At 66.8% G+C, this 26,278-nt stretch carries 30 protein-coding genes, 1 tRNA gene and 1 pseudogene; 16 read left to right on the top strand and 16 right to left on the bottom strand.

All coding sequences use genetic code 11. The annotated features are described in order from the left end of the window. Window positions 1-86 precede the first annotated feature (86 nt). From AC3WJI_RS09075 to AC3WJI_RS09055, 5 genes are all read left to right on the top strand, one after another. Window positions 87-860 carry a division plane positioning ATPase MipZ gene (locus AC3WJI_RS09075; protein WP_492756928.1) on the top strand — a complete coding sequence of 258 codons (774 nt, stop codon included), beginning with the start codon at window positions 87-89 and terminating at the stop codon, window positions 858-860. After that, entirely contained in the window at window positions 860-1,123 is a 264-nt protein-coding gene (locus AC3WJI_RS09070; RefSeq protein ID WP_492756927.1) for a DnaJ domain-containing protein, read from the top strand. Before AC3WJI_RS09075 ends, AC3WJI_RS09070 begins: the two co-directional genes overlap by 1 nt. A gap of 96 nt (window positions 1,124-1,219) precedes the next feature. Next, window positions 1,220-2,617, top strand: a complete 1,398-nt coding sequence (gene pgmG / locus AC3WJI_RS09065) for a phosphoglucomutase/phosphomannomutase PgmG (RefSeq protein WP_492756926.1) — start codon at window positions 1,220-1,222, stop codon at window positions 2,615-2,617. A 72-nt stretch (window positions 2,618-2,689) separates the two neighbouring features. Then, window positions 2,690-2,848 (top strand): hypothetical protein, encoded by a 159-nt coding sequence (locus tag AC3WJI_RS09060; RefSeq protein WP_492756925.1) that lies wholly within the window; start codon window positions 2,690-2,692, stop codon window positions 2,846-2,848. A gap of 66 nt (window positions 2,849-2,914) precedes the next feature. After that, window positions 2,915-3,679, top strand: coding sequence for an exonuclease domain-containing protein (locus AC3WJI_RS09055; RefSeq protein WP_492756924.1), 765 nt, complete (start codon window positions 2,915-2,917; stop codon window positions 3,677-3,679). A gap of 63 nt (window positions 3,680-3,742) precedes the next feature. Here the strand turns inward: AC3WJI_RS09055 and AC3WJI_RS09050 are convergent, their stop codons facing one another. From AC3WJI_RS09050 to AC3WJI_RS09015, 8 genes and pseudogenes are all read right to left on the bottom strand, one after another. Continuing rightward, window positions 3,743-4,225 carry a DUF1440 domain-containing protein gene (locus AC3WJI_RS09050; protein ID WP_492756923.1) on the bottom strand — a complete coding sequence of 161 codons (483 nt, stop codon included), beginning with the start codon at window positions 4,223-4,225 and terminating at the stop codon, window positions 3,743-3,745. A gap of 20 nt (window positions 4,226-4,245) precedes the next feature. Next, window positions 4,246-5,130 (bottom strand): TraB/GumN family protein, encoded by an 885-nt coding sequence (locus AC3WJI_RS09045; RefSeq protein WP_492756922.1) that lies wholly within the window; start codon window positions 5,128-5,130, stop codon window positions 4,246-4,248. A gap of 44 nt (window positions 5,131-5,174) precedes the next feature. After that, complete coding sequence (locus tag AC3WJI_RS09040; RefSeq protein ID WP_492756921.1) at window positions 5,175-6,395, bottom strand: NAD(P)/FAD-dependent oxidoreductase; 1,221 nt, start codon at window positions 6,393-6,395, stop codon at window positions 5,175-5,177. Continuing rightward, window positions 6,392-7,225 carry an S-formylglutathione hydrolase gene (gene fghA / locus AC3WJI_RS09035; RefSeq protein WP_492756920.1) on the bottom strand — a complete coding sequence of 278 codons (834 nt, stop codon included), beginning with the start codon at window positions 7,223-7,225 and terminating at the stop codon, window positions 6,392-6,394. Before fghA ends, AC3WJI_RS09040 begins: the two co-directional genes overlap by 4 nt. An 11-nt stretch (window positions 7,226-7,236) precedes the next feature. Beyond that, a pseudogene (gene purU, locus AC3WJI_RS09030) lies at window positions 7,237-8,083 on the bottom strand (formyltetrahydrofolate deformylase). Next, on the bottom strand, window positions 8,083-8,454 hold the full coding sequence (locus AC3WJI_RS09025; RefSeq protein WP_492756919.1) for a cupin domain-containing protein: 372 nt from the start codon (window positions 8,452-8,454) through the stop codon (window positions 8,083-8,085). The pseudogene purU and the gene AC3WJI_RS09025 overlap by 1 nt, the downstream one beginning before the upstream one ends. After that, a complete protein-coding gene (locus AC3WJI_RS09020) occupies window positions 8,436-8,837 on the bottom strand; it encodes a VOC family protein (protein WP_492756918.1) in 402 nt (133 codons plus the stop codon). The genes AC3WJI_RS09025 and AC3WJI_RS09020 overlap by 19 nt, the downstream gene beginning before the upstream one ends. A 9-nt stretch (window positions 8,838-8,846) precedes the next feature. Further along, window positions 8,847-9,959, bottom strand: a complete 1,113-nt coding sequence (locus tag AC3WJI_RS09015; protein WP_492756917.1) for an S-(hydroxymethyl)glutathione dehydrogenase/class III alcohol dehydrogenase — start codon at window positions 9,957-9,959, stop codon at window positions 8,847-8,849. Window positions 9,960-10,123: 164 nt separating this feature from the next. On the opposite strand from AC3WJI_RS09015, the gene AC3WJI_RS09010 reads away from it, so the two are divergent. After that, the gene (locus tag AC3WJI_RS09010) at window positions 10,124-10,594 is read left to right on the top strand and encodes an SRPBCC domain-containing protein (RefSeq protein ID WP_492756916.1); all 471 of its coding nucleotides are present in this window, start codon (window positions 10,124-10,126) and stop codon (window positions 10,592-10,594) included. A gap of 6 nt (window positions 10,595-10,600) precedes the next feature. Then, the gene (locus AC3WJI_RS09005; protein WP_492756915.1) at window positions 10,601-10,936 is read left to right on the top strand and encodes an ArsR/SmtB family transcription factor; all 336 of its coding nucleotides are present in this window, start codon (window positions 10,601-10,603) and stop codon (window positions 10,934-10,936) included. Window positions 10,937-11,012: 76 nt separating this feature from the next. Here AC3WJI_RS09005 and AC3WJI_RS09000 read toward each other — a convergent pair. Together AC3WJI_RS09000 and AC3WJI_RS08995 are read right to left on the bottom strand one after the other, a co-directional pair. Further along, window positions 11,013-11,087, bottom strand: a tRNA-Thr gene (locus AC3WJI_RS09000). A gap of 308 nt (window positions 11,088-11,395) precedes the next feature. Beyond that, complete coding sequence (locus AC3WJI_RS08995; protein WP_492756914.1) at window positions 11,396-13,192, bottom strand: aminopeptidase P family protein; 1,797 nt, start codon at window positions 13,190-13,192, stop codon at window positions 11,396-11,398. A 74-nt stretch (window positions 13,193-13,266) separates the two neighbouring features. Here AC3WJI_RS08995 and AC3WJI_RS08990 point away from each other — a divergent pair, with 74 nt between their 5' ends. From AC3WJI_RS08990 to AC3WJI_RS08970, 5 genes are all read left to right on the top strand, one after another. Further along, window positions 13,267-14,388, top strand: a complete 1,122-nt coding sequence (locus AC3WJI_RS08990) for a DSD1 family PLP-dependent enzyme (RefSeq protein ID WP_492756913.1) — start codon at window positions 13,267-13,269, stop codon at window positions 14,386-14,388. Between the two features lie 52 nt (window positions 14,389-14,440). Continuing rightward, window positions 14,441-14,719: a hypothetical protein gene (locus AC3WJI_RS08985; RefSeq protein ID WP_492756912.1), complete on the top strand. Its 279-nt coding sequence runs from the start codon at window positions 14,441-14,443 to the stop codon at window positions 14,717-14,719. A 120-nt stretch (window positions 14,720-14,839) separates the two neighbouring features. Beyond that, on the top strand, window positions 14,840-15,715 hold the full coding sequence (locus AC3WJI_RS08980) for a GGDEF domain-containing protein (RefSeq protein ID WP_492756911.1): 876 nt from the start codon (window positions 14,840-14,842) through the stop codon (window positions 15,713-15,715). Between the two features lie 44 nt (window positions 15,716-15,759). After that, window positions 15,760-17,859: a S9 family peptidase gene (locus AC3WJI_RS08975; RefSeq protein WP_492756910.1), complete on the top strand. Its 2,100-nt coding sequence runs from the start codon at window positions 15,760-15,762 to the stop codon at window positions 17,857-17,859. 65 nt (window positions 17,860-17,924) lie between these two features. Next, window positions 17,925-18,236, top strand: coding sequence for a DUF1272 domain-containing protein (locus tag AC3WJI_RS08970; protein ID WP_492756909.1), 312 nt, complete (start codon window positions 17,925-17,927; stop codon window positions 18,234-18,236). Here the strand turns inward: AC3WJI_RS08970 and AC3WJI_RS08965 are convergent, their stop codons facing one another. Beyond that, a complete protein-coding gene (locus AC3WJI_RS08965) occupies window positions 18,237-18,518 on the bottom strand; it encodes a hypothetical protein (RefSeq protein ID WP_492756908.1) in 282 nt (93 codons plus the stop codon). A 36-nt stretch (window positions 18,519-18,554) separates the two neighbouring features. Here AC3WJI_RS08965 and AC3WJI_RS08960 point away from each other — a divergent pair, with 36 nt between their 5' ends. Continuing rightward, entirely contained in the window at window positions 18,555-19,031 is a 477-nt protein-coding gene (locus tag AC3WJI_RS08960; protein ID WP_492756907.1) for a c-type cytochrome, read from the top strand. An 18-nt stretch (window positions 19,032-19,049) separates the two neighbouring features. Here the strand turns inward: AC3WJI_RS08960 and AC3WJI_RS08955 are convergent, their stop codons facing one another. From AC3WJI_RS08955 to AC3WJI_RS08945, 3 genes are all read right to left on the bottom strand, one after another. Continuing rightward, window positions 19,050-19,697, bottom strand: coding sequence for a DUF4893 domain-containing protein (locus AC3WJI_RS08955; protein ID WP_492756906.1), 648 nt, complete (start codon window positions 19,695-19,697; stop codon window positions 19,050-19,052). A gap of 143 nt (window positions 19,698-19,840) precedes the next feature. Next, the gene (locus AC3WJI_RS08950; protein ID WP_492756905.1) at window positions 19,841-20,452 is read right to left on the bottom strand and encodes an outer membrane protein; all 612 of its coding nucleotides are present in this window, start codon (window positions 20,450-20,452) and stop codon (window positions 19,841-19,843) included. Window positions 20,453-20,629: 177 nt separating this feature from the next. Then, the gene (locus tag AC3WJI_RS08945; RefSeq protein WP_492756968.1) at window positions 20,630-21,121 is read right to left on the bottom strand and encodes a winged helix-turn-helix transcriptional regulator; all 492 of its coding nucleotides are present in this window, start codon (window positions 21,119-21,121) and stop codon (window positions 20,630-20,632) included. Window positions 21,122-21,271: 150 nt separating this feature from the next. On the opposite strand from AC3WJI_RS08945, the gene AC3WJI_RS08940 reads away from it, so the two are divergent. The 3 genes from AC3WJI_RS08940 (at window position 21,272) to AC3WJI_RS08930 (ending at window position 24,905) form a co-directional block, all read left to right on the top strand. Beyond that, a complete protein-coding gene (locus tag AC3WJI_RS08940) occupies window positions 21,272-21,586 on the top strand; it encodes a CC_3452 family protein (RefSeq protein WP_492756904.1) in 315 nt (104 codons plus the stop codon). 153 nt (window positions 21,587-21,739) lie between these two features. Continuing rightward, window positions 21,740-23,827: a RelA/SpoT family protein gene (locus AC3WJI_RS08935; RefSeq protein WP_492756903.1), complete on the top strand. Its 2,088-nt coding sequence runs from the start codon at window positions 21,740-21,742 to the stop codon at window positions 23,825-23,827. Window positions 23,828-23,882: 55 nt separating this feature from the next. After that, entirely contained in the window at window positions 23,883-24,905 is a 1,023-nt protein-coding gene (locus AC3WJI_RS08930; protein ID WP_492756902.1) for a glycosyltransferase family 2 protein, read from the top strand. Between the two features lie 130 nt (window positions 24,906-25,035). Here the strand turns inward: AC3WJI_RS08930 and AC3WJI_RS08925 are convergent, their stop codons facing one another. Continuing rightward, window positions 25,036-25,764 (bottom strand): class I SAM-dependent methyltransferase, encoded by a 729-nt coding sequence (locus AC3WJI_RS08925; protein WP_492756901.1) that lies wholly within the window; start codon window positions 25,762-25,764, stop codon window positions 25,036-25,038. Window position 25,765: 1 nt separating this feature from the next. Beyond that, the gene (locus AC3WJI_RS08920) at window positions 25,766-26,149 is read right to left on the bottom strand and encodes a GtrA family protein (RefSeq protein WP_492756967.1); all 384 of its coding nucleotides are present in this window, start codon (window positions 26,147-26,149) and stop codon (window positions 25,766-25,768) included. Window positions 26,150-26,278: the final 129 nt, after the last annotated feature.

Raw genomic sequence — 26,278 nt, 5'->3', positions numbered from 1 at the left:
GATACAACGGGAGGCCGGCCTTCTATGGGGCGCGGGCGGCTGGATCAATAAAGGAAGTTGTACGCTTGACCGACGGAGCTAAGCGCTTGCACGTGCTCGTTTTTGCCAACGAGAAGGGCGGCACCGGCAAGTCGACCACGGCGGTCCATGCAGCGATCGCGCTTTCCGCCAAGGGCGCGCGGGTGGCGTGCTTCGACCTGGATCATCGCCAGCGGACGATGGGGCGGTATCTCGACAATCGCCGCGCGACGATCAAGCGGATGGGGCGCGAATTGCCCACGCCCGAATATGAGACGCATGACGGCGAGAGCATGGAATTCTTCGGCGAGACGCTCGAGCGGCTCGGCGCCAATGCCGATTTCCTGGTCATCGACACCCCCGGCCGCGACGACAAGTTCGCGCGGATCGCCGTCACCAATGCCGACACGCTCGTCACGCCGATGAACGACAGTTTCGTCGATTTCGACCTGATCGGCCATGTCGATCCCGACACCTACAAGGTCACCCGGCCGAGCTTCTATTCCGAGCTGATCTGGGAATCGCGCAAGCGCCGCGCCAAGGCCGATGGCGAGACGATCGACTGGGTCGTCCTCCGGAACCGCATGCAGCATATCGAGGCGCGCAACATGCGCCGAGTCTCCGAGGCGATCGACCAGCTCTCCAAGCGTGTCGGCTTCCGAGTGATCTCGGGGCTCAGCGAGCGCGTGATCTACCGCGAATTGTTCCCGCAGGGGCTGACGATGCTCGACAGCCGCGAATTCGGCGAGATGGGCCTGAGCCACGTCGCCGCGCGGCAGGAGCTGCGCGAGATGATGGCGGGGCTGGCGCTCCCCGAAGTCGCCATGCCGCTGTTCGCCTGATGGCCAAGGCGATCCTCGCGGCGCTGATCCTCTTCGCGCTGTATCAGCTGTTCCTCAAGCCCAAGCCCAAGCCGCGTGCGCCACGCATGCCGCAGGACGAGGCGCGGGCGATCCTCGGATTGGGCCCGGAGGCGGACGAGGAGGCGATTCGCGGCGCCCACCGCCGGCTGGTTGCTGCAGTGCATCCTGACAAAGGCGGATCCGCGGAATTGACCCGACGGATCAACGCGGCGCGCGATACGTTGCTTCGCCGTAGCGCATAGGCGCCACGGACCGCCGCTTCGGTCTTGTTGCACCTGCGTAATTGAACTTTTGCCGCACCTGCGAATTAGGCCCGCAACATCTCTCCCGGAGGCATCATGACGCACCGTTTCGACCCCACTTCGCTGCGCGAATATGACATTCGGGGAATCGTGGGAGAAGCGCTCGGACCCGACGATGCCCGCGCGATCGGCCGCGGCTTCGCCACCCTGCTCCGCCGCGCCGGCGGACACCGAGTCGCGGTCGGCCGCGACGGCCGCGTCTCGTCGGTCGAGCTCGAGGCGGCGTTGGTCGAAGGGCTGACCGCCTCGGGCTGCGACGTCGTGCGCATCGGCCTCGGCCCCACGCCGATGCTCTATTATGCCGAGGCGACGCTGGAGGTGGACGGCGGCATCCAGATCACCGGCAGCCACAATCCCGGCAATTACAACGGCTTCAAGATGGTGTTCCAACACCGGCCGTTCTTCGGCGACGACATCCAGACGCTCGGCAAGATGGCCGCCGAGGGCGATTGGGAGGAAGCCGACACGCCCGGCACGGTCACCGATTATGACATCGTCGACGCCTATGTCGGCCGGCTGGTGGCGGGCTATGCCGGCGGCGCCTATCGCGTCGGATGGGATACGGGCAATGGCGCCGCCGGTCCGGTGATCGAGAAGCTGGTGCAGCAATTGCCAGGTGAGCATCATACGATCTTCACCGAGGTCGACGGCAATTTCCCCAACCACCATCCCGATCCCACCGAGGAGAAGAACCTCGCCGATCTCAAGCGCCTCGTCGCCGAGAAGCAGCTCGATTTCGGACTGGCTTTCGACGGTGACGGCGATCGCCTGGGTGCGGTCGACGGGCAGGGCCGCGTGATCTGGGGCGATCAGCTTCTGTCCATTCTGGCCGAACCTCTGCTCAAGGCCGAGCCGGGCGCGACGGTGATCGCCGACGTGAAGGCGAGCCAGGCGCTCTATGACCGCGTCGCGGAGCTGGGCGGCAAGCCGGTGATGTGGAAGACCGGGCACAGCCTGATCAAGACCAAGATGAAGGAAACCCATGCGCCGCTCGCCGGCGAGATGAGCGGCCACATCTTCTTCGCCGACACCTTCTATGATTATTACGGCTATGACGACGCGCAGTTCGCCGCCGTCCAGCTGATCCGCGCGGTGCATTCGACCGGCAAGTCGATGAACCAGCTCAAGGACGACATGCCGGCGATGATCAACACGCCGGAGATGCGTTTCCAGGTCGACGAATCGCGTAAGTTCGCAGTGATCGACGAAGTGCTCGAACGGCTCGAGGCGGAGGGCGCCGACGTCAACCGCACCGACGGCGCGCGCGTCAACACCACCGATGGCTGGTGGCTGCTGCGCGCTTCGAACACGCAGGACGTGCTCGTCGCGCGTGCCGAGGCCAAGAGCCAGGAAGGGCTCGACCGGCTGATGGCGCAGATCGACGCGCAGCTCGCGGCGAGCGGACTCGAGCGGGGGCCACAGGCCGCGCATTAATTCGAACTGCACCAACTCGCGCGCGGAACCTTGATCTGGATCAAGAGTTCTTGCGCGTGAGTGGGACCTGCCGTGAATGAAAAGAGCCTGAGCGACATCGCAGCGATCGAGGACGCGCAAGCCGCGCTCCGCGAGAGCATCGAGGCGACCAAGGAGCTGTCCGAGCGCGCCGAGGACTTGCTGCAGCGGCACAAGGCCCGCGCCGAGCGCGAAAATGCCGGTGATGATTGAGGCCGCGCCGCGCAAACGCGCAAGTTTCGGCTGGCATTTCATGACGTCACGTCCCACCTAGCCCGAATGGCCTCCCGCGCCCCCTCGCTCATTCGCGTCATCGATCTCGAAACCACCGGTCAGTCACCGCCCACGCACGGCGTGTGCGAGATCGGCTGGCAGGACGTCGTGCTCCAGCCCGATGGCCGCTGGGAAATTTACGGCGAGGGCGGCAACCGGATGGTCAATCCCGGGCGCCAGATCCCGCCGCTGACCATGGCGGTGCACCATATCCGCGACGAGGACGTCGCCGACGCGCCCTATTGGCACGATGTCGCGCGCCCAGTGCTCGATCCCTGGCCGCGCCGAATCGCGCTCGCCGCGCACCGTGCCGATTTCGAGCAGCAATTCTGCACCGCGTCGCTCACGCGCGGCGCCGACTGGATCTGCACCTGGAAGTGCGCGATGCGGCTATGGCCGGGCTCGCCGGGCTTTTCGAACCAGATGCTGCGTTACTGGCGCAAGCCCGACGGGCTGGTCCATGAACGCGGGCTCCCCGCGCACCGCGCCTTTCCCGACGCCTACGTTACCGCCTTCCAACTGCGCGACATGCTCAACGAAGCGAGCGTGGAGCAGCTGATCGCCTGGTCCAACGAGCCGGGGCTGCTGCCGCGCGTCCGCTACGGCCCCGATCGCGGCAAGGAATGGAGCGAAATCGACGACGATTCGCTCGCCGGTTTCCTCAACGACCGCGACGTGGACGTCCGCCACACCGCGCAGCAGGAGCATATCCGACGCACCGGCGGCGGCTCGGTAGGCCGCAAGTCGGCGACGCAGGACCTGCTGCTTTAGGGCTATTCTGCACACCATTCGTCCTGAGCCTGTCGAAGGGCGAATGGGAGGAGTGAAATGGCCCTAGCGCCGCCCGGCGATCAGTGTGCGCATCCCTTCGAGCACCCAACCATAGACAAGATGCGACGCGGCGCCGTGGAGGTGCAGCGCGAGCGGCGTCTCGCTCGGACCGTCCGCCAGCCCCGCCGCGGGCACTGCAGTTTCGTCGACCAATGCGGCGGTCGCGATCCCATAGGCGCTGCCGAATCCGGCGCTCGCCTCGGGCTTGTATTCGGTGATCACGCCGTAGATCCCGCCGAGCACCGCACCGGTGAGGTAATGCACCGCCTGTCCCGCCGGCGCACGATACGGCTCGGGAACGGGATCGCCGATCACGGCCTCGCTCGCGGCGTCGGCCGCCTTCACCGTCGCGGGATCGTCGTCGCTGCCGCTGTCGGGCAGCAGCTTCTGCGCCTGCGCCTGGAAGGCCGCCATCGCCGCCGAGGCAACCAGTCCCGCAGCTACGCCGGCGAGGAGCCCGAGAAACGGGCGGGGGCCTTGGGACATGCGAGTCTCTCCGAAATCGGTCAGTAACGGATGCGCTTGGCGACGAGCTTGCGCTTGGCCAGCCAGGTCTGAACGCTGTCGGCGCCCGCAAGATGCCCCGCCCCCACCGCAATGAACACTTTTCCGGGTTGCTGCATCCGCTGCGCGATCCATTCCGCCCAGCGCGCATTGCGGTCCGACAGCAGGATCTTGGCGATCTCCGGAGTCTCGCGCATGCCTTCGTTGAGCGTCGCGGCGAGCGAATCGGGATCGCCCGCCGCCCAGCTCGCCACCATCTTGTCGAGCTCGCCGCCCATCTTGGGAAAGTCGTCGATGGTGGAAACGAGGAAGTCGATCTGCAGCCGCTCGGGCAGCGAGTCGAAATAGCCGAGCTGCTGTTCGGGGGTCTCCAGACCGCCCAGTTTCTTGCCGGCGGCCTTGGTCGCGGTCGTGATCGTGCGCTCGGCGCCGCTCGCGGGATCATAGCCGAGCTTGGGCAGGCCGGCGACGCTCAGCGTCACCGCGGCGAACCACGGATCGAAGCGGTCGAGCGCGGCGGCGGGCATGCCGATCTCGGTGAGCGCCTTCGCATAGGCCGCACGCTTGTCCGCGGGCAGCTTCTCAGTCAGCGTCGGCCCCGTCGGGTTGACCGCGAGCTTCATGACCATCGCGCCCATCGCCGCCTGGTCGGGCTCGATCATTTCGAGCATGACTTCGCTGCTCTCATTATACGCGGCCCAGACTGCCTCGTCGAACCAGCTGAGCCCGGGCTTGAGCACATGGACGGTGCCGAACAGATAAATCGTGGTGTCGGCGTCCTGCACCACCCACAAGGCCGGATCGGCATCCTTGAGTGCCTGGGCATGCGAGGGTGCCGCGCAAGCAAATGCGAGGGCCGCCAGCAACGATCGCAGCAACTTCATCATCGACAAAGCTCTCTCTCGAATGGGTTGATGTTCGCACTACGCATTCAGCTGAGTTCCTTCAGTGGCGTGGCGATGTCGGCCAGCCGCGCGGGATCGATCGCCGCCGCGTCGACGACGAGCTTGCGCCCCTGCACATAGTCCCTGGTGGCATTGACGCAGTCGAGCGCGATCACGCGTCCGGCGCGCAGATAGATCACCGAGAAGCTGCGGCTCGCCGGATCGCCGCGCAGCACCGTTTCGTCATGCCCGGTCGAGATGCCGACGGTCTGGAGCTTGAGGTCGTACTGGTTCGACCAGAACCACGGCACCGCGTCATATTGTGCCTCGATCCCGGCGATGGTCTTCGCGGCGACGGTCGCCTGGTCGTTGGCGTTCTGCACCGATTCGAGCCGGATGCAGCGATCCTCGGCAAAGCGGCTGGCGTGGAGCGCGCAGTCGCCGACCGCAAAGATGTCGGGCAAGGAAGTGCGGCATTGCGCATCGACCAGCACGCCGTTGCCGCCATTGGCGCCGGCATCGAGCAAGGGCGCGACCGCAGGCTCGACGCCGATGCCGACGATCGCCATCTCGGCGTCAACAATCGTGCCATCGGCCAGCCGCACACCAGTGACGCGGGTGTCGCCGAGGATCGCCTCGACGGTTACGCCCAGGCGAATCTCGACACCATGCGCGCGGTGCTCGTCCTCGAAGAAGCGCGACAGCGGTTCGCCCGCGACGCGGGCGAGGACGCGGTCCTGCGCCTCGAGCACGACCACCTCGCGGCCGAGCTTGGCGAGCACCGCCGCCGCCTCGAGCCCGATATAGCCGCCGCCGATCACCGCGACACGGCGGACCTCGGGCAGCTCGGCGATCATCCGGTCGACATCGGCGCGGGTCCGCACGGTGTGGACCCCGGTCAGGTCGCCGCCCGGGCAGGCGAGCCGGCGCGGCTTGCCGCCGGTCGCCCAGATCAGCGTGCCATAGCCGATCGTCGTGCCGTCGCCGGTGGCGACTTCGCGCGCAACCGGATCGACGCGGGTTGCGGTGCAGCCGGGCAGCAGCGTGACTGCACGCTCGTCCCAAAAGGCAGCGTTGCGGATCAGCAGCCGCTCGAACGGCTTGTCGCCGGCGAGATATTCCTTGGACAGCGGCGGGCGCTCATAGGGCAATTCGGGCTCGTCGCCGAGCAAGGCGATGCTGCCCTCGAACTTGTTCTGGCGCAGCGCGATCGCCGCCTGCGCCCCGGCATGCCCCGCGCCGACGATCAGGACGTCGTACCGGCTCATGCCTTGAGCCGCTCGGCGTGCCACGCGACATGCTCGGCGAGAAAGGTCGAGACGAAATAATAGCTGTGGTCGTAGCCCGGCTGGCGCCGCAGCGTGAGCGGGATGCCGGCGGCGTCGCAGGCGGCTTCGAGCAGCTCGGGGCGGAGCTGCTCGTGGAGGAACTGGTCGGCATCACCGACATCGACCAAAAGCTCGGGCACACGCGCCCCGTCGAGGATCAGTGCGCAGGCGTCATAGGGCCGCCACGACGCGCGGTCTTCACCGAGATAGCCGATCAGCGCCTTCTCGCCCCAGGGCACCACGCTCGGCGCGACGATCGGCGCGAAGGCCGACACGCTGCGGAAGCGGTCCGGATTGCGCAGCGCCACGGTAAGTGCGCCGTGCCCACCCATCGAATGGCCGGTGATGCCCTGCCGGTCCATGTCGGCGGGAAATTCCGCGGCGATCAGGTCGGGCAGTTCCTGCTCGATATAGCTGCGCATGTGGAAATGCGACGCCCAGGGCGCTTCGGTCGCGTCGACATAAAAGCCCGCGCCCTGGCCGAAATCATAGGCCGTATCGTCGGGCACGCCTTCCCCACGCGGAGACGTGTCGGGCGCGACCAGGATCAAGCCCTGCGCGGCACAGGCGCGGCGATATTCACCCTTGTCGGTGACGTTGGCATGGGTGCAGGTCAGCCCCGAGAGATACCACAGCACCGGCAGCCTGGCGCCCTCGGCATGCGGCGGGACATAGACCGAGAAGGTCATCTCGGTACCGGTCGACAGCGCCGCGTGGCGATACACGCCCTGCACGCCGCCCTGCGCCTTGTTGGTGGAAACCGTCTCCATGTTCCGTCCCTTTACCGGAAAACCACCGTGCGGATGCCGTTCAGCAGCACCCGCCGCGCGCCGACCCATTGCACCGCGCGGGCGAGCACCTGCGCCTCGATGTCGCGGCCGATGCGGATCATGTCGTCGACCGAGGCGCGGTGGTCGATCCGCTCGACCGCCTGCTCGATGATCGGCCCCTCGTCCAGCTCGCTGGTCACGAAATGCGCCGTCGCGCCGATCAGCTTCACCCCGCGCGCGTGCGCGCGGTGGTAGGGCCGCGCGCCCTTGAAGCTGGGCAGGAAGCTGTGGTGGATATTGATGCAATGCCCCGCCAGCCGCTCGGCAAGCGCGGGCGACAGGATCTGCATGTAGCGCGCGAGGATCAGATAATCGGCCGCCAGCGCCTCGAACCGCGCGAGCAGTTCGGCCTCCTGCGCGGCCTTGTCCGACGGCAGCAGCGTGAAGGGCAGCCCGTGCCACTCGGTGAGCGCACGCAGCGTGTCGTGGTTCGACACCACGCCGACGATCTCGACGCCGAGCGACCGCGTCTGCCAGCGGTGGAGCAGGTCGTTGAGGCAAATGCGACCCTTGCGACACCGCGATCAGCACGCGCGGGCGCTGCGCCGTGTCGGAGAGCTCCCAGTTCAGCGCCAGCCGCTCGGCCACCGGCACGAACGCCGCGCGCAGGGTCTCGGTCTCGAACGGCGCATCCACTGCCTTGAACTCGACGCGCATGAAGAAGCGGCCGGCCTCGAGATCCGCATATTGCTGGCTGTCGAGGATGAATCCGCCGCGCTCCGCGAGGAAGCCGCTGACCGCCGCGACGATGCCGGGGCGGTCGGCGCAGTCGAGCGTGAGGATCCAGGATGGCGGCATCAGCCTGCGACGATCGGACGCTGCGGCGAACCCTCGCCCAGATTATGCGTGCCGCCCGGCTCGATGTTGATCATCCGCACCTCGCCGTGGCGCGCGACCGGGCGGTGCTCGACACCGCGCGGCACGACGAACAACTCGCCCGGGCCGAGCGTCACGGTCCGGTCGCGCATTTCGATGTCGAGTATGCCGTCGAGGACGAGGAAGAAGTCGTCGGTGTCGTCGTGCGTGTGCCAGACGAACGCGCCCTCGACCTTCACGATGCGCACATCGTTGCCGTTATAGGTCGCGACCAGCCGCGGCGCCCAATGCTCGGTGAAGCCCGCGAACTTCTCGTCGAGATTGACCGCCTCGCTCACGCCGGCATGCGCCATATCGCGCAGAGCTTGTTGCCGTCGGGGTCCCGCACATAGCTCAAATGCATCGTGCCAAGCGCACCGCCGTCGCGCTCGCCGGGCGGGTCCTCGATCGAGCGCCCGCCATGCGCGACCGCGACGTCGTGGAACGCCTTGACCTGCTCGGCCGAGCTGCACCGGAAGCCGATCGTGCTGCCATTGGCGCAGGTCGCGGGCTCGTCGTTGATCGGCTCTGAGATGCCCAGCGTCCCGCCGTCATGGCGATAGAAGAGCCGTTGGTGCCCGGTGGCCGCGACGTTGCGCAGCGCCTCGCCCGAAAAGCCGAGCGTGCCGAGCACGGCGTCATAGAATTGCTTCGAGCGCTCGATGTCATTCGAGCCGATCACGACGTGATTGAACATGGGTGCCTCTCAATAGACCACGACGCTGCGGATGCTCTCGCCGGCGTGCATCAGGTCGAAGCCCTTGTTGATCTCCTCCAGGGTGAGCACGTGGGTGATCATCGGGTCGATCTGAATCTTGCCGTTCATGTACCAGTCGACGATCTTGGGCACGTCGGTGCGGCCCTTGGCGCCGCCGAAGGCGGTGCCGCGCCAGTTGCGCCCGGTGACCAGCTGGAACGGCCGCGTGGCGATCTCCATGCCCGCCTCGGCCACACCGATGATGATGCTGGTGCCCCAGCCGCGATGGCACGCCTCCAATGCGGTGCGCATCACTTCGGTGTTGCCGGTGCAGTCGAAGGTGAAGTCGGCGCCGCCGTCGGTCAGCGCCAGGATCGCGGCGATGGTCTCGTCGCGCGACTTGCCGCGCCCGTCGATGAAGTCGGTCATCCCGAACCGGCGGCCCCATTCCTCGCGGTCGGGGTTGATGTCGACGCCGATGATCTTGCCCGCACCCGCCATCTTGGCGCCCTGGAGCACGTTGAGCCCGATCCCGCCCAATCCGAACACGACGATATTGTCGCCGACCTGGACCTCGGCGGTGTTGACCACTGCGCCAACCCCGGTGGTGACGCCGCAACCGATATAGCAGCTCGTCTGGAACGGTGCGTCCTCGCGGATCTTGGCCACGGCGATCTCGGGCAGCACGGTGAAGTTCGAGAAGGTCGAGCAGCCCATATAATGGTAGATCGGCTGGCCCTTGTGGCTGAACCGGGTGGTGCCGTCCGGCATCAGCCCCTTGCCCTGGGTGGCGCGGATCGCGGTGCACAGATTGGTCTTGCCGCTCAGGCACGACTTACACTGGCGGCATTCGGGGGTGTAGAGCGGGATGACATGATCCCCCGGGACGACGCTGGTCACCCCGGCGCCGACCTCGCGGATAATCCCCGCGCCCTCATGGCCGAGCACGCTCGGGAACAGGCCCTCCGAATCGAGCCCGTCGAGCGTGTAGGCATCGGTGTGGCAGATGCCGGTGGCCATGATCTCGACCAGCACTTCGCCGGCCTTGGGGCCTTCGAGATCGAGCTCGACAATCTCGAGCGGCTGCTTCGCCTCGAATGCGACGGCGGCTCTGGTCTTCATGGGGCGTCTCCCGAAATGGCTTGGCGCCTGATCCGCGAAAGGGCTGACGGTTGCAAGCGCCGAGCTTCGCTCTCCGAACGTCGCATGTGCCATAGTGAAGTATATACTTGACTATTTCAGCATCTCCAATAGTGAAGGGAGAGCTTCACTATTGGAGATGCTTCATGTCCGGCAATCAGGTCACGCACGCAAGCTTCACACTCAGCCGTATCCTGCCCGCGCCGCCCGCGCGGGTGTTCGAGGCTTTCGCCCAGCCGGAGCTGAAACGGCGGTGGTTCGCCGAAGGCGACCAGCATGAGGTGGAGGCGTTCGAGTGCGACCTGCGCGAAGGCGCCACCGAGCGGCTTCGCTATCGCTTCCGCGACGGCACGCCCTTTGCCGGGATGCGCGTCGCCAATAGCGATACGGTGCTCAGCCTGGTGCCAGACGTTCGGATCATCTGGGCATCCAGGATGACGTTCGGCGATGCCGACATTTCCGCCGCGCTCGTCACGGTCGAGCTGGCCGCCGTCGAGGATGCCACCGAACTGACGATCACGTTCCAGGGCGCCTTTTTCGAAGGCGCCGACGGGCCCCAGATCCGCGAGATGGGGTGGCGAACGCTTGTCGACAGGCTGGCCGACACCATCGCATAACGGGATATGGACGCTTCCGAACCGGGCCTCGACGCGGGATCCATCCTGCATGCCCTGGGCGATCCCACCCGTCGGCAGATGGTGGAATTGCTCGGGCGAGGCCCGCTGTCCGTTTCCGCGTTGGCGCAGCCGTTCGATATGTCGCTGACGGCGGTGGGGCAGCATTTGCGCGTGCTCGAGGCGTGCGGACTGGTCGTCACCCAGAAGATCGGGCGCGTCCGCACCTGTCAGTTGCGCGAGGAGGGCCTCGACGCGCTGTCCCGATGGATCGATGCGCAACGCCCCGAATGGCACCGTCGCATGCAACGGCTCGCCGATTTGGTCGGCGGGCCGCAGCGCTGATTCGCCCGGCATTTCCGGACGGCGGCGACCGCAGGCGCGCACGCCCCGAGACTGGGCCTGGATCGAACCGGAAAAATGGTGCTGCCGGTGAGGATTGAACTCACGACCTCAGCCTTACCAAGGATGCGCTCTACCACTGAGCTACGGCAGCACTCGCCGGTCGGGGACCGGGCGGGAGGGGCCTATGTGCTTGGGGGCGAGTGATTGTCAACCCGAAGCCGGCCGGTTTATCGATGCTCCGCATGAACGATGCGGAAAAACAGGCCCGGCGCGCCGAGGCGCTCAGGGCCAATTTGCGGAAACGCAAGCAGCAGGCGCGCGCACAGGCGAGCCCCTCAGAGCCTCAGCGCGATTGCACCCAGGCCGCGGCGAACGATCCCAAATCATAGCCTTTGTTCAGAATGGCGTGGGGACCCATCAGGTAGATCGCCATGGTGACGGCACCTGCCAGGAACCACATCATCCGATTGGTGCGACCTTCGCTTCCAACCATTGCCTTTCATCCCCGCCCAATTGCGGGCCGACCACTTCGAGCACCCGCGCGTGATAGGCATTAACCCACTGAAGTTCCTTTGGGGTTAACAGGGAGGGCTCGATCAGGCGGCGCTCGATCGGCGCGAAGGTGAGCGTCTCGAAGCGCAGCATCGCCTGCTCGGCGCCGGCGATCTCGGCAGGAACGATCAGCACCAGATTCTCGATGCGGATGCCGTATTCGCCCGCCTTGTAATAACCGGGCTCGTTCGACAGGAACATGCCGGCGCGCAAGGGTTCGAGGCTCTGCCCGCCAGGATAGAAAGGCTGGGCGATCCGCTGCGGGCCTTCGTGCACCGAGAGATAGGCGCCGACGCCGTGGCCGGTGCCGTGCCCGAAATCGAGCCCGACTTCCCAGAGCGGCGCACGCGCGAAGCTGTCGAGCTGCGCGCCGGTGGTGCCGTCGGGGAAAATCGCAGTGGCAATGCCGATATGGCCCTTGAGCACGCGCGTAAAGCGGTCGCGCATCTCGGGGCTGGGCTCGCCGACCGGCATCACCCGGGTCACGTCGGTGGTGCCGTCGGCATATTGGCCGCCCGAGTCGACGAGGTAGAGCTGGCCCTGCTCGATCTTCAGGCTCGATTCGTCGGTAACCTTGTAATGCGGGATCGCACCGTTCGGGCCGGTCGCCGAGATCGTATCGAAGCTCAGGTCCTTGAGCACGCCGGTCGCTTCGCGGAACGCTCGTAGCTTGTCGGCGGCGGACATCTCGGTGAGCCCGCCGGCGGGCGCAGTCTCCTCGAACCATTTGAGGAAGCGGACGAGCGCGGCGCCGTCGCGCGCCTGCGCGGCCCTGTGCCCGGCGATCTCGGCGGGGTTCTTGAGCGCCTTGGCGAGCACGACCGGATCGCGGAGGCTGAGGATCTTCGCGCCGCCGGCATCGAGTGAATCGAAGATCGCGGCGACCGCGCGCTCGGGATCGGCGGCGACGCGCTTGCCAACGAAACCCGCAAGCGCGGGCGCGAAGGCGGCGCGGTCGTGCACGCGAATCGCATTGCCGAGATGCTGGCGGACCGCATCGGTGATCTTCTCAGGACTGACGAACAGGTCGGCGGTGCCGTCGGCATTGACGATCGCGTACGCCAGCGCAACCGGGGTATGGCTCACGTCGTTGCCGCGGATGTTGAACGCCCAGGCGATCGAATCGAGCGCCGACAGCACCACCGCGTCGGCCTTACGCTCGGACAGCCACTCGGCGATCTCGGCGCGCTTGGCGGCCGAGCTGCGTCCGGCCGCGGCGTCGTCCTGGACGCTCAACGTCGCATCCGAGGGGGCGGGTCGATCGGGCCAGACCGCGTCGACCGGATTGGTGTCGACCGCGACGAGTTCGGCGCCTTTCTCGGCAAGTGCCTTGCGTGCCTCCTCGACCCAGGCGCGGGTGTGCAGCCATGGGTCGTAACCGATCCGCCCGCCATCGGGAGCGTGCTCGCCCAGCCAGGCGGCCATGCTGACCTGCGGCACCGGGACATATTGCCAGTCATCCGCAGAGACCTGCTGGCGGACCTGGAGCGTGTAGCGCCCGTCGGTGAAGATCGCCGCTTCGCTCGACAGCACCACCGCGCTGCCGGCGCTGCCCTGGAAACCGGTCAGCCAGGCGAGGCGCTGGGCATAGGCGCCGACATATTCGGACATGTGTTCGTCGGTGAGGGGAACGACGAAGCCGTCGAGCCGGTCGCGCTTCAATTGTTCGCGAAGGGCTTGGAGGCGGTCGGCATAGCTGGACATGGCGGTTCCTCGGACATCGGGACGCCGCGGACCGCGGGATCGACGCGCGAGTCGGCGGCTGGATTGCCGACCGTTTGGCCGATGGAATCGCGAATGGGAAGCGCTATGCCCGTGCGATGACCACGCCGTTTCCCCGTCGCGACCTTGCCACGCCCGCCTTGATCGTCGATCGCGCCGCGCTGGGGCGGAACATCGCCGCGATGGCAGCCTTCGCGGCCGAGCAGGGCGTCGCGCTCAGGCCGCACGCCAAGACGCACAAGAGCGGCGAGATCGCCCGGCGGCAGATCGCGGCGGGCGCGGTCGGCATCTGCTGCGCCAAGCTCGCCGAGGCCGAGGCGCTGGCCAAGGACGGGATCGGTAACATTCATCTGACCTCGCCCGTGGTGACCTCCCAGGCGATCGCGCGGCTGGCGGCGCTCGAGGAGCGGATCACGCTCTCCGTGGTGGTAGATCATTCCGACAATGCCCGGGCCCTGGGGGCGGGGGCGCCGGGCCTGACGGTATTCATCGATGTCGATCCGGGGAGTCATCGCACCGGCGTGACCTCGCCCGCAGCGGCGATCGACCTCGCGCAGGCGATCGCCGCGACCGGCACGCTCCGCCTCGGCGGTGTGCAATATTATTGCGGCTCGCATCAGCATATCCAGAGCCTCGCCCAGCGGCGCGCGGCGATCGTGGAGCGCACCGACTATCTCGGCACCGTATTGGCGGCATTGCGCGGCGCGGGGTTCGAGGTGCCGATCGTCACCGGCGGCGGCACCGGCACTTTCGCGATCGACGCGGCGCTGGGCGTGTTTACCGAGCTGCAGGTCGGATCCTACGTCTTCCTCGACCGCGAATATGGGGATTGCGAGCTCGCCGGACCGGCCTTCGAACCCGCCTTGTTCGTCGACGCGACCGTGGTCAGCGCGAATACGCCCGGCATGGTGACGGTCGATTCGGGGCTCAAGGCATTCGCGACCGATGCCGGCGTGCCGGTGGTGCTCGCCGGGGCGCCGCGGGAGAGCCGCTATGCCTTCACCGGCGACGAGCATGGCGCGCTCTTCGGCGACGACCTGCCGCCGCTCGGCGCGCGCGTGACGCTGATGCCGCCGCACTGCGACCCGACGGTCAATCTCTACGATCGCTACCAGATCGTGGAAGGAGAGGCGGTGGTCGACACCTGGCCGGTTACGGCGCGCGGCTGTTCGAGCTGAGGAACCGCTTCGGCCGCCGGGCGCTTGTCTCGCCGACAAACGGAGACACCAGATGGCCGAAGACCGCGTGACGATCGACCTTGCGACCCTGCTCGACAATAGCGACGACCGCCAGGTCGAGTTTGCTGGCGAGGCGAGCGGCGAGCGCTACGACTTCGCCGTGCAATATGACGTGCTCGAGGCGCTGAGCGCGCGCGTCCCCGACGGCGATGGCGCCGCTTTGGTTCAGGCGTATGAAGACGAGATCGCGCGCGCCGCGACCCGCGCGCTGGCACGGTTCGACGGAAGCGACCGGACGATCATCAGCGGCAACGATCTCGAACAAAGCTGACCCGCCGCGCGGCACATCTCGCCGCATGGCAACGCCCGTCGCCGGTGCGGCGGGTTGCACTTTACATTTTGTTGAGGTGAAGGCCGGAGAGGCGAGGCTCGCCATATCAAGCGAGGAATCATGCGCTTCTACCTTGCCAGCTCGTTCCTGTTTCCGCGCAGCTTTCGGCTGCGCGTATTCGCGATCTGCTTCGTCGCGACGCACGTGCCGCTCCTCACCTATGTCGGCTGGGGCGCGGCGACGGGGCGGCTGGCGCTTACCGAGTTCCTGCTGCTCTTGTTCGCGACCGTCGTCGGGATGGGAATCGCCTTGTTCGGCATCGGCGCGATGCTGGCGCCGATCCATGTCGCCCAGGATGCGCTCACCACGCTCGAGCAGGGCGGGGCGGTGGCGCCGCTGCCCGAGGGCAGCGAGGACGTGATCGGCAGCCTGCTCGGCAGCGTCAACCGCGCGGCGAGCGCGGCCGAGGCGCGGATGCGCGAGCTCGATCTCGCCTCGAAGGAGGATCTGCTCACCGGGGTGCGCAACCGCCGCGGGTTCATCGCCGACATCGCCGATTTCCTGCCCGAGGAGCGCCGCGGCACGATCGCCTTGATCGACCTCGACCAGTTCAAGGCAGTCAACGATCGCTTCGGCCATGACGAGGGCGACCGCGTGCTGCGCGACTTCGCGGTGCGGCTGTCCTCCGAGCTGCGCCGCGGCGACCTCGTCGCGCGCTGGGGCGGGGAGGAATTCGCCTTGCTGTTCCGCGGCGCGACCGAAGAGGAAGCCGCGCGGGTGCTCGCCCGGGTGAGCCAGCGGCTGATCGCGACGCCGCTGATCGTGCTCGACGGGCAGGCGCTGACCTTCTCGGCGGGCATCTGCCGCTTCGGCGGCGACCAGCTCGAAGACACGATCAATTGCGCCGACAAGGCGCTGTACGAAGCCAAGGAGACCGGACGCAACCGCATCGTCCGCGCCAATCGCAGCGGCCAGCCCGCATTGCCGCTCGGCTGAAGCAGGGGCTTCGACACGGCGCCAAGCTGCGATAAGGGCGGGGGATGACCGATCTTCCCAAGCCCCCCGTCGCCGCCACCCGTCCGCATCAATTCTCCGCGCACGGCGTCACTATCGACGATCCCTGGGCGTGGCTGCGCGATCCCGGCTATCCCGAAGTTACCGACAAGCAAGTGCTCGCCTATCTCGAAGAGGAGAACGCCTATTTCGAGCAGGTGATGGCGCCGCACAAGCCGCTCAGCGACCGGCTGTTCCAGGAGATGCGCGGGCGGATCAAGGAAGACGAATCGACCGTGCCGCAAAAGGACGGCGACTGGCTCTACTGGACCGATTACGAGACCGGCGGCGAATATCCGCGCTGGTGGCGCAAGCCCGCCGCCGGCGGCGCGGACGAACTGATCCTCGACGAGCCGGCGCTCGCCGCGGGCAAGGACTATTTCCGCGTCGGCGCGATCACGATCAGCGAGGACGGCGCGCTGATGGCCTATTCGACCGACGATGACGGGTCGGAGCGCTACACGATCCGCTTCAAGGATCTGGGCGGCGGCACCGCGATCGGCGAGAAGATCCGGGGCGCGGCGGGCAAATGGGGCGACGTCTCGATCGAAGGGACGATCGGCAATATCGTGTTCACCAGCGGTGGCGACGCGATCCTCTACGGCGTCACCGACGAGAATTGGCGGACGCGCACGATCAAGCTGCACCGGTTGGGCACCGATCCTGCCGACGACGTCGTGATCTATTTCGAGGAGGAGCTCGGCTTCTCGGTCGGCGTCGAGCTGAGCAGCGACCGCAAGTGGATCCTGCTCACCACCAGCGACCACGAGACCGGCGAGATCCGGCTCTATCCGGCCGACAATCCGCTCGCCGAGCCGATCCTGGTCAGCCCGCGCAAGACCGGCCGCGAATATGATGTCGATCTCCACGGCGACACCTTGTTCATCCACACCAACGACACCGACCCGCAGTTCCGGCTCGCCACCGCCAGCCTCGCCAATCCCGGCGAATGGGCGGAGCGGATCGCGCCGTCGCCGCATTTCTACATGACCGGGGTGGCGTGTTTCGCCGACTTCTTCATCGTCGAGGGGCGCGAGGACGGGCTCGATCAGGTCGAACTGCACCGCTACGATTCCACGGTGGCGCCGGTGCGGCTGGAATTTCCCGAGGCAAGTTACGTCGCAGGGCTCGCCGACAATCCCGAATATGCCGTCGACAAGCTGCGGCTCAGCTACGAATCGATGATCACCCCCGGCACGGTGCAGGATTACAGCGTCGCCACCGGGGCGATCGAGACGCTCAAGGTCCAGGAGATCCCGAGCGGGTACGACGCGTCAAGATACGCGACCGAGCGGCTCAAGATCGCCGCGCGCGACGGGACGCAAGTGCCGGTGTCGATCGTCTATCCGAAGGGCTTTCCCCGCGACGGCAGCGGCAAGCTCTATCTCTACGCGTATGGCGCGTACGGCTATGCGATCCCGCCGGGCTTCTCGACCAGCCGGATGTCGTTCCTCGATCGCGGCATGGCCTTCGCGATCGCGCATATCCGCGGTGGCGACGATCTCGGCCAGGCCTGGTATCACGACGGCAAGCTCGAGAAGCGCGAGAACACCTTCAACGACTTCGTCGACGTGGCGAAGGGGCTGATCGCGCGGGGCTTCACGCATGCCGGTGGGATCGCGATCGCCGGACGCTCGGCGGGCGGCGAGCTGATGGGCGCGGTGGTCAATTCGGATCCCGAATTGTGGGGCGCGGTGGTCGCCGACGTGCCGTTCGTCGACGTCCTCAATACGATGCTCGACGCCGAACTGCCGCTGACCCCCGGCGAATGGCCCGAATGGGGCAATCCGATCGAGGACCCCGAGGCGTTCGCGCGGATCCGCGCCTATTCGCCCTACGACAATGTCCGCGCGCAGGACTATCCGCCCTTGTTCATCTCGGGCGGGCTCAACGATCCGCGCGTGACCTATTGGGAGCCCGCCAAATGGGCGGCCAAGCTGCGCGCGACCAAGACCGACGACAATGTGCTCGTGCTCAAGACCAACATGGGCGCTGGCCATGGCGGCAAGTCGGGCCGCTGGGAGAGCCTCAAGGAATCGGCCGAGGAGATGGCGTTCGTGCTGTGGCAGCTGGGGGTCGAGGCATAGCTGCGGCGACCGTTGCCGATCGAACACCGAATCCGTAGGGGGCGGCCTCCGGCAAGGGGGGCATCATGGCATTGGAACTTCGTCCGAACTGTGAATTCTGCGACCGCGATCTCCCGCCTGCGGCGACGGAAGCACGTATCTGCACCTACGAATGCACCTTTTGTGCGGCGTGCGTCGAGACCAGGCTGTTCAATGTCTGCCCCAATTGCGGCGGCGGCTTCACCCCTCGGCCCATTCGGCCGGCGACCGAATGGCGGCCCGGCCTCTCTCTGGCCAAGCGGCCGCCATCGAATGTGCGCCGCTCGCTGGCCTATGATCTGGCGGATATCCACGCCCTGTCGGGTAAGCTGCGCGACATTGCGCCGGAGCAAAGATAATCACCGCGCCGCGCGTTCGCTCAGGCGTGTCTCGCGGTGGCAGGTGTGACAGAAGGCGAAATCGAATATTTCGCTGAGCACCCAGGCCTGGCTTTCCAGATTCCATTCGGCCCATGCGTCGCGCGTCACCGCTGCGCTGCCGCAGCGTTCGCACGCATATTCTACCCGAGGAGTGCCGCCTTCTGCCACGCGGACAATCTGGCACGATTCGCGTCCGCTTCGGACGAAAATGACTCCGAAATGGAGGCGTTTGCGCGACGGTTGCCGCAAGGCCGGCTGCACGATAGCTTATGCCACATATCGGCTGGGAGAGCGGCGATGCGGCGGACGACGGTGGCGATGGCAGCGGCGGCACTGGTGCTCATCGGATCGGTGGAAGCTGCCCCGGCTGCGCATCCCGCGGCGCCTGACCCGGCCGTGATCGCCGGGCGGCAGGCGGCATTCCGGATGTCGGGCGCCCTATTCGGCGGGCTTCGCGCCGCCGGCGAGCGCGGCGGCGATCCGAAGAGCCAGGCCTTTGCCGCGCGGAGCCTCGCGGGCTGGGCGCGCGCGATTCCCGGCATGTTCCCCGCCGGGAGCGGCGGCGGCAAGAGCGCGGCGCTGCCGACGGTGTGGAGCGACCGCGCCGGATTCGAGGCGCGCGCCGCCGATTATGCCGCCGCGGCCGACAAGCTCGCGGCGCTGGCAACGGCGGGCGATGCCGAAGGGTTCAAGGCGCAGCTGCGCGAAGTCGGCGCCAGCTGCGGGGCGTGCCATGACAAATATCGCAAATCCGAAGAGCACCGCTCCAACTGAGCCGCGCCGGCGCCGAGTTCAGCTGCGCGGCTGCTGGTCGACGGGCACTGGCGTGAGCTCGTAGATGTCGAGCTGACGGCTATCGGCGCCGGCCACCGCAAGCCGCCAGCGAAAGCCGCCGACGCGCTCGACCACGCCCACCATGTCGCGTGCCGGCTCGTTGCCATAGCCGATCGAGTTGTCGCCCGCGCGGCGCTGGCGTGCGCCTAGAAAGACGTAGCGTTTGCCGTCGGGATAGAAATAGCCGGCGGCCGGATCGCTGCCGGTCTGCTTGACGAAGGCGACGCCCTCGGGCGTGTCCGAAAGATAGCAGAAGTCGTTCGTCGAGCTGCGTGCGGTCGCGGCGCCGCGCGGCGGGGTGCGCAGCTTGACGATCCGGCAGCGATAGGCGCCCGGGGTCACGCCCGGCATTTCGAGCCCGGCTTTGGGATCGACCAGCCGGCCCTGGGCGGTGCGCACGCGCGGCGCCAGCTTGGCGTGGAGCCCGCCCCAGCGGGTTTGCAGGTCGGCGAGGCGCGTCTCGTCCTCGGGGCGGATCGACGTGCGCCAGACCGGCGGCGTCTCGACCGCGACGGGACTGACCAGCAGCACCTGTGGCGGCGCAGTCTTTGCCGCGCAGGCGGCGAGCGTTGCACTCAAGATAAGCGTGACGATGCGCCGATACATTTGGCCACCCCCGATCCACGTCCGAGATTGTCGAAAACCGTTATCGAAAGATGAACCCGAAGCGTTAACGAAGGGTAAACGCCGTTAACTTTTTTGCGGCGCAACAAGGGGCGCGACCGGGAATTCCCGGCCGCGCCGTAGCGTCAGAAGTGGGCGATGATGCCGGCGACCGGCTGGAAGCTGTTGAAGTCGCCGAAGCTGTTGACCTCGAGCCGGAAGCGCACGCCCGAGCGGCTGGTGATCCCGCCAAGGCCGATGTCCTTGGGCCCGACTTCGACGCCGAGGCCGGCGGTGATGTCGTGGAAGTCGCGGCTGTCATCGCCGAGCGCGTCGAAATTGACCCACTGATAGCCGGCCTTGCCGTAGATCAAGCCGCTGTCGCCGATGCGGAAGCCCGCGCGGCCGGCAACGCCATATTCCCAGTCGATCGCGCCCTTGAAGCCCTTGGTGGCATTGCCCTCGACGCCGACGAAGACCGGGCCGAGCGGCACGTTCACGCCGGCTACGCCCTGGACGATACCGCCGTCGAAGTCGCGGCCGCCGGGCGCGCCCGGGATGCCTGCGACGCGCTTATAGGGATTGTCGTCGAACTGCTCATAGCCGCCCATGATGCCGACATAGGGTTCGATGCCGAAGCCGCGCGATCCGTCGGGCGCCTGGCCGGCCTCGACATTGGCATCGGCGGCGGTGTCCTGCGCGAAGGCAGCAGTCGGGAGGGCCGCGGCGAGTGCCGCGACGGCGATGAGTGTACGCATGTGGGAAGGACCTTGTTACGCTGGTGAATACTCCCGATGCCGCAACCCGGATACGCTGGGCACACGCGGCATCGGTGGGAGCAGAAGCAACGAGCGACTCTTTTGTTGCGCTGCAACTGGACAGAAAGCCGCACATTTTGAAAACCGTTGCATAAAAGCCACGGTTCGGACGCGACGCTATTCGGCGGCGCGCACCTCCGGCTCGTCCTCCACTTCCTCGGGAAGCGCCCATACCAGATCGCCCTTCTGGAGGACGCGGCCGTCCTGCGCCTGCACGGTCACCGGAGCGATCGGCCGGCGGTCGCGCGCATCGACCAGCACCGGAAAGGCCGGCACGCCGGTCTCCCAGCGCTCGCCCCATTGGCGCAGCGCGATCATCGTCGGGAGCAATGCATAGCCCTTGTCGGTGAGGCGATATTCGATCTTGCGCCGGTCCTCGGGGCAAGGTCGCCGCACGAGAATGTCCTTGTCGACCAGCCGCGCCAGACGATTGGCGAGAATGTTGCGTGCGATGCCGAGCTCGGACTGGAACTCCTCGAAATGGTGGAGCCCGTTGAACGATCCGCGCAGGATCAGGAACGACCAGCGCTCGCCCATCGCCTCCAGCGCGGCCGGAAGGCTGCACTCTTTCGCCAGCGCCCGCAGCGACTCTCGAACCGCACCACCCATGACTGAATACATTACTCCAAATTGCCGACTCAGGGAAACGGCATAACGTCTTGCGACGCAGCAATAGTTTCTGCTTGCAACTTACCTTAGTGTCAATTAGCTTGCGATCCGCAACCCCTGTTGCGCCCAGACCTTCCCCAGGAGGACGACATGACCCGATTTCTCGCTGTCGCGGCAGCCGCCGCGGCCACGCTGGCGCTCACCCCCGCGACCGGCTTCGCTCAGGCCGCGCGCGGCTATTACGCCGCCACGCCGGTGACGGCGCCCGAAAAGGCCAGCCTGGTCACGCGATCGACCATCTGGAAGTGCGGCGAGGGCGTCTGCGTCGCGTCCAAGGCCAATGCGCGCGACAACATCGTCTGCGAACTCGTCGCCCGCGAGGTCGGCCAGCTCCAGTCGTTCCGCGCCAATGGCGCCGATTTCGACGCCGATGCGCTCGCCAAGTGCAACGCCAAGGCGCACTAATCTAGGCGGTGCCGGCCCGCGCGCCCACCGGCCACCCAACGGCAGTATATTCTGGGCGGCCGGGTGGGGGTGCGGGCTGGTGCGGCGCGCTAACAGCGTCAAAAATGCGCGAAAAACATTGCAATGCAGCAGCCCGGGGCGCCATCTAGTCCCGTGCTGCGTCAGTATGAACTTGTAGATCGGGTCCTGTCCTACGACCCCGAAGCCGATGAGGCGCTGCTCAACCGCGCCTATGTGTTCTCGGTCAACGCGCATGGCAGCCAGAAGCGCGCGAGCGGCGATCCCTATTTCAGCCATCCGATCGAAGTCGCGGGCATCCTGACCGACCTGCACTTGGACGACGAGACGATCGCCACCGCGATCCTCCACGATACGATCGAGGACACCGTCGCCACCCCGGAGGAGATCCAGCGGCTGTTCGGCGACAATGTCGCACGGATGGTCGACGGGGTGACCAAGCTCTCCAAGATCGAGGCGCAGACCGAGAGCGAGCGCGCCGCGGAGAACCTCCGCAAGTTCCTGCTCGCGATGTCCGACGACATCCGCGTGCTGCTGGTCAAGCTCGCCGACCGGCTGCACAACATGCGCACGCTCCACTTCATCAAGAACCCGGACAAGCGCAAGCGCATCGCCCGCGAGACGATGGAGATCTACGCCCCGCTCGCCGAGCGGATCGGCATGTACGAGTTCATGAAGGAGATGCAGACGCTCGCCTTCCGCGAACTCGAGCCCGAAGCCTATGAGAGCATCACCAAGCGGCTCGACAGCCTCAAGGTCGAGGGCGAGGACCGCGTCGCCAAGATCGCCTCGGGCCTCAAGCTGCTGCTCGCGCGCGGCGGCGTCGAGGCCGAGATTTCGGGGCGCGAGAAGCATCCTTATTCGATCTGGAAGAAGATGTCCGAGCGTCACGTGTCGCTCGATCAGCTCAGCGACATCATGGCGTTCCGCGCGATCGTCGAGACCGAGGAGGAATGTTACCGCGCATTGGGCGTGATCCACCGCCGCTGGCCGTTGGTGCCGGGGCGGTTCAAGGACTATATCTCGACGCCGAAGCGCAACGGCTATCGCTCGCTCCACACGACGATCATGCACGCCGGCGACACCCGCGTGGAGATCCAGATCCGCACCCGCGACATGCACGCCCGCGCCGAGTTCGGGCTCGCCGCGCACTGGGCGTACAAGCAGGATTCGGTTCGGCCGGACACGCAGGTCAGCTGGATCCGCGACCTGATCGAGATCCTCGAACATGCCGAGAGCCCTGAGGAATTGCTCGAGCACACTCGGATGGCGATGTACCAGGATCGGATCTTCGCCTTCACGCCCAAGGGCGAGCTGATCCAGCTGCCCAAGGGCGCGACGCCGATCGACTTCGCTTATGCGGTGCACACCGATCTCGGCGACCAGGCGGTCGGCGCCAAGGTCAACGGCAAGGTCGTGCCCCTGCGCACCGAGATCCAGCAGGGCGACCAGGTCGCGATCCTGCGCTCCAAGGCGCAGCAGCCCCAGGCCAATTGGCTCAACTTCGCGATCACCGGCAAGGCGCGCGCGGCGATCCGCCGCCACATCCGCCACAAGGAGCGCGACGAGACCGTGGCGCTGGGGCGCAAGCTCTATGACGAGATCGTCCAGCGGCTGCCGACTCCGGCGGGCGAAGGCGCGCTCACCGATGCGCTCAAGCGGCTGAAGTGCGCCGACGAGGCCGCATTGATGGAGGCGATCGCGCGGCGCCAGCTCACCGACGCGCAGGTGCTGGAGGCAGTGATGCCGGGCTCGACCGACGGGGTCGAGCACGAGATGCCGAGCCAGGCGCGCGCGATCGACATCAAGGGGCTGACCGCGGGCGTCGCGTTCCACTTCGCCGAGGATTGCCGCCCCGTCCCCGGCGACCGTATCGTCGGCGTGCGCCGCGCGGGCCAGCCGATCGAAGTCCATCGCATCGACTGCGCCGGGCTCGCCGACACCGACGACGAGGATTGGGTCGACCTCACCTGGGGCGACAAGGCCGAGGGCGGGATCGCGCGGATCGCGGTCACGCTCAAGAACGAGCCCGGCGCGCTCGGCGCCGTCGCGACGCTGATCGGCGGGCAAAAGGCCAATATCCTCGGCCTGCGCATGGACAATCGCGACACCACCTTCCACACCAACACGATCGACCTCGAGGTCCGCAACGCCGCGCATCTGATGCGCCTGCTCGCCGCGTTGCGCGCGGCCGACGTGGTGAACTGGGCCGAGCGGATCTGACATATGCCTCGCGAACGCTGGCGCCTGCGCTGCGACGGCGTTACAGCGGCCGGTCATGAAGAGGCCCAAGCTTTCCGTCGTCGTCCCCTGCTACAATGAAGAGGCATGCCTCGAGATGCTCCACGGCCGCATCTCGGCCGCGGCGCAGGCGGCGGTGGGCCAGGACTATGAGATCGTGCTGATCAACGACGGCTCGCGCGACGCGAGCTGGAAGGTGATGCAGCGTTTGTCGGAAAGCGACCCGCGCCTCGTCGCGATCAACCTCTCGCGCAACCACGGTCACCAGCTCGCGCTCACTGCCGGGCTCGATCTGTGCGCGGGCGAGGAAATCCTGATCATCGACGCCGATCTCCAGGATCCGCCCGAATTGCTCACCGATATGCGCGCGGCGATGAAGAGCCAGGGCGCCGACGTCGTCTATGCGGTCCGCCGCAAGCGCGACGGCGAGACGATCTTCAAGAAGATCACCGCGGCGTTCTTCTATCGCATGCTCGATCGGATCACCGACACGCCGATCCCGCTCGACACCGGCGACTTCCGGCTGATGACCAGGCGGGCGCTCGACGCGTTCCTGTCGCTCCCCGAACAGGCGCGCTTCATCCGCGGGATGGTCGCGTGGATCGGGTTCAAGCAGGTGCCCTTCCCTTACGACCGGCACGAACGGCATGCCGGCGAGAGCAAATATCCGCTCGGCAAGATGATCCGCTTCGCGCTCGACGCGATCACCGGCTTCTCGACCGCGCCCTTGCGCTTCGCCAGCCATGTCGGGCTGCTGCTCACCGGCGCATCGGCGCTGCTGGTGCTCTATATCCTCGTCGCGTGGATGATGGGCGCGGCAATCGCCGGCTGGACCTCGCTGATGCTCGTCGTCGTCGTGCTCGGCGCGGTGCAGATGTTCGTGCTGGGGATGATCGGCGAATATCTCGGGCGGCTCTATGTCGAGTCGAAGCGGCGCCCGCTCTATCTCGTCGCGGACGTCGCCGGGCCGGTGCTCGGCCATGCCTCGCTCGGCTATCGCTTCGAGGATTCGGGCGAAGTCAGCGTGTCGCCGCAGGTAACAAGGAACGAGGCGGAATAATTCCCCTCCCGCTTGCGGGAGAGGCTAGGGGAGGCTGCGACGGGGCGGTTCCATCCGACCCCGTGGACCACAGCCCCCTCCCCCGACACCTCCCGCAAGCGGGAGCGGAGCGCAGACGGCAGGCGTCGGACTATTTCTTCGAAGCCAGCGTGATCAGCGACAGTCCCGGCGGCAGCGGCATGCGGCCCACCAAATGCCGCTCCACTCGGAAGATTCCCTCGAACAATGCGTTGAGCGGCTTGGGCGGCGGCGAATCATCGCTGTCGTCCTTGCCCATCAGCTTGCCCGCGAAGCGCGCCGCAACCGCGACCGGGAAGAGCAGTGAATTGAAGTAGCCGAGCTTGCGGCCCTGCAGTCCGGCTTTCTCCAGCAGCGCCGCGAACCCCGCCTTGGAGTAGCGCCTTTTGTGGTGGTTTACCACGTCGTGCGCGCTCCACATCCATTGGTGCGCAGGGACGGTGATCAGGATCCGGCCGCCGGGCTTGAGTGCGCCCGCGATCGCCTTCAATGCCGCGACATCGTCGTCGACATGCTCGATCACGTCGAGCACCGCGACGAGATCGTAGCTGCCGGGTTCGATCCCCACCAATTCGGGAAGCGGCGAGGTGCCGACCGGCTTGCCCAGCCGCTCGCTGGCCTTGGCGCCCGCGGTCTCGTCGATCTCGATCGCGTCGATCTCGCCGAACTGCGCGAGCATCGGCAGGTTGTGCCCGGTGCCGCAGCCGATCTCGAGGATGCGCGCGTCCTTGGGCAAATCGCCCCAGCGGGTCAGGTAATCGGCGAGGATGTCGCGGCGGGCGCGATACCACCAATGGGTGGTGTCGTGCGCGGCCATGCGTTCGTAGACGATGCGGTCCATATCAGCCGAATACCAGCCAGCGGTTGAGAATGAAGGTGAAAATCGTCGCGAGCAGCACCGCGGGCAAGAGCGGCGCCCAGGCCGGGAAGCCGAGCAACGCAGTTCCGATCCAGGTGATCACGGCGTTGAGCGCCATTCCCGACGCCTGCACCAGGACGAACTTGGCCTGCTGCGTGCCGCCGCTCTCGCGGGTGCCATGGCCCTTGAAGCTCCAGCGGCTGTGCAGGAAGAAGCCCGCGGTCACTGCAACCGCGAACGCAAACGGCACCGCATAGACCGCGTGGCTGCGATCGAACACATAGAAGGTCAGCGGCAGGTACACCGCCGAGTAGATCAGCGTGGAGATTCCGCCGGCGATGCCGAAGCGGACCAATTGGCCGAGCATCCCGCTCGCGCGCAGGGACTCCACGTGTCTCTGTATAGCTGCCACTGCCACCGTCCGTTCGCGCTGAGCTTGTCGAAGCGCCGTATTTCCTGCCTAGAGAAACCGCCCTTCGACAAGCTCGGGGCGAAC

It is taken from the genome of Sphingomonas sp. FW306-1B-B10E (genome assembly GCF_058782005.1).
Note: the sequence above shows the minus strand (reverse complement) of the source record. Positions and strands in the feature narration are given on the sequence as shown.

Excerpts from the sequence above, each read along its gene's own strand:
- AC3WJI_RS08970 (WP_492756909.1), top strand. The coding sequence starts at position 17,925 with ATGGCATTGGAACTTCGTCCGAACTGTGAATTCTGCGACCGCGATCTC.
- AC3WJI_RS09055 (WP_492756924.1), top strand. The coding sequence starts at position 2,915 with ATGGCCTCCCGCGCCCCCTCGCTCATTCGCGTCATCGATCTCGAAACC.
- AC3WJI_RS08985 (WP_492756912.1), top strand. The coding sequence starts at position 14,441 with ATGGCCGAAGACCGCGTGACGATCGACCTTGCGACCCTGCTCGACAAT.
- AC3WJI_RS09020 (WP_492756918.1), bottom strand. The coding sequence starts at position 8,837 with ATGTTCAATCACGTCGTGATCGGCTCGAATGACATCGAGCGCTCGAAG.
- AC3WJI_RS08995 (WP_492756914.1), bottom strand. The coding sequence starts at position 13,192 with ATGTCCAGCTATGCCGACCGCCTCCAAGCCCTTCGCGAACAATTGAAG.
- AC3WJI_RS09005 (WP_492756915.1), top strand. The coding sequence starts at position 10,601 with ATGGACGCTTCCGAACCGGGCCTCGACGCGGGATCCATCCTGCATGCC.
- AC3WJI_RS08930 (WP_492756902.1), top strand. The coding sequence starts at position 23,883 with ATGAAGAGGCCCAAGCTTTCCGTCGTCGTCCCCTGCTACAATGAAGAG.
- AC3WJI_RS09050 (WP_492756923.1), bottom strand. The coding sequence starts at position 4,225 with ATGTCCCAAGGCCCCCGCCCGTTTCTCGGGCTCCTCGCCGGCGTAGCT.
- AC3WJI_RS09040 (WP_492756921.1), bottom strand. The coding sequence starts at position 6,395 with ATGAGCCGGTACGACGTCCTGATCGTCGGCGCGGGGCATGCCGGGGCG.
- AC3WJI_RS08960 (WP_492756907.1), top strand. The coding sequence starts at position 18,555 with ATGCGGCGGACGACGGTGGCGATGGCAGCGGCGGCACTGGTGCTCATC.
- AC3WJI_RS08975 (WP_492756910.1), top strand. The coding sequence starts at position 15,760 with ATGACCGATCTTCCCAAGCCCCCCGTCGCCGCCACCCGTCCGCATCAA.
- AC3WJI_RS08925 (WP_492756901.1), bottom strand. The coding sequence starts at position 25,764 with ATGGACCGCATCGTCTACGAACGCATGGCCGCGCACGACACCACCCAT.
- AC3WJI_RS08920 (WP_492756967.1), bottom strand. The coding sequence starts at position 26,149 with ATGCTCGGCCAATTGGTCCGCTTCGGCATCGCCGGCGGAATCTCCACG.
- AC3WJI_RS09025 (WP_492756919.1), bottom strand. The coding sequence starts at position 8,454 with ATGGCGCATGCCGGCGTGAGCGAGGCGGTCAATCTCGACGAGAAGTTC.
- AC3WJI_RS08950 (WP_492756905.1), bottom strand. The coding sequence starts at position 20,452 with ATGCGTACACTCATCGCCGTCGCGGCACTCGCCGCGGCCCTCCCGACT.
- AC3WJI_RS09045 (WP_492756922.1), bottom strand. The coding sequence starts at position 5,130 with ATGATGAAGTTGCTGCGATCGTTGCTGGCGGCCCTCGCATTTGCTTGC.
- AC3WJI_RS08945 (WP_492756968.1), bottom strand. The coding sequence starts at position 21,121 with ATGGGTGGTGCGGTTCGAGAGTCGCTGCGGGCGCTGGCGAAAGAGTGC.
- pgmG (WP_492756926.1), top strand. The coding sequence starts at position 1,220 with ATGACGCACCGTTTCGACCCCACTTCGCTGCGCGAATATGACATTCGG.
- AC3WJI_RS08955 (WP_492756906.1), bottom strand. The coding sequence starts at position 19,697 with ATGTATCGGCGCATCGTCACGCTTATCTTGAGTGCAACGCTCGCCGCC.
- AC3WJI_RS09010 (WP_492756916.1), top strand. The coding sequence starts at position 10,124 with ATGTCCGGCAATCAGGTCACGCACGCAAGCTTCACACTCAGCCGTATC.
- fghA (WP_492756920.1), bottom strand. The coding sequence starts at position 7,225 with ATGGAGACGGTTTCCACCAACAAGGCGCAGGGCGGCGTGCAGGGCGTG.
- AC3WJI_RS09070 (WP_492756927.1), top strand. The coding sequence starts at position 860 with ATGGCCAAGGCGATCCTCGCGGCGCTGATCCTCTTCGCGCTGTATCAG.
- AC3WJI_RS08980 (WP_492756911.1), top strand. The coding sequence starts at position 14,840 with ATGCGCTTCTACCTTGCCAGCTCGTTCCTGTTTCCGCGCAGCTTTCGG.
- AC3WJI_RS09015 (WP_492756917.1), bottom strand. The coding sequence starts at position 9,959 with ATGAAGACCAGAGCCGCCGTCGCATTCGAGGCGAAGCAGCCGCTCGAG.
- AC3WJI_RS08940 (WP_492756904.1), top strand. The coding sequence starts at position 21,272 with ATGACCCGATTTCTCGCTGTCGCGGCAGCCGCCGCGGCCACGCTGGCG.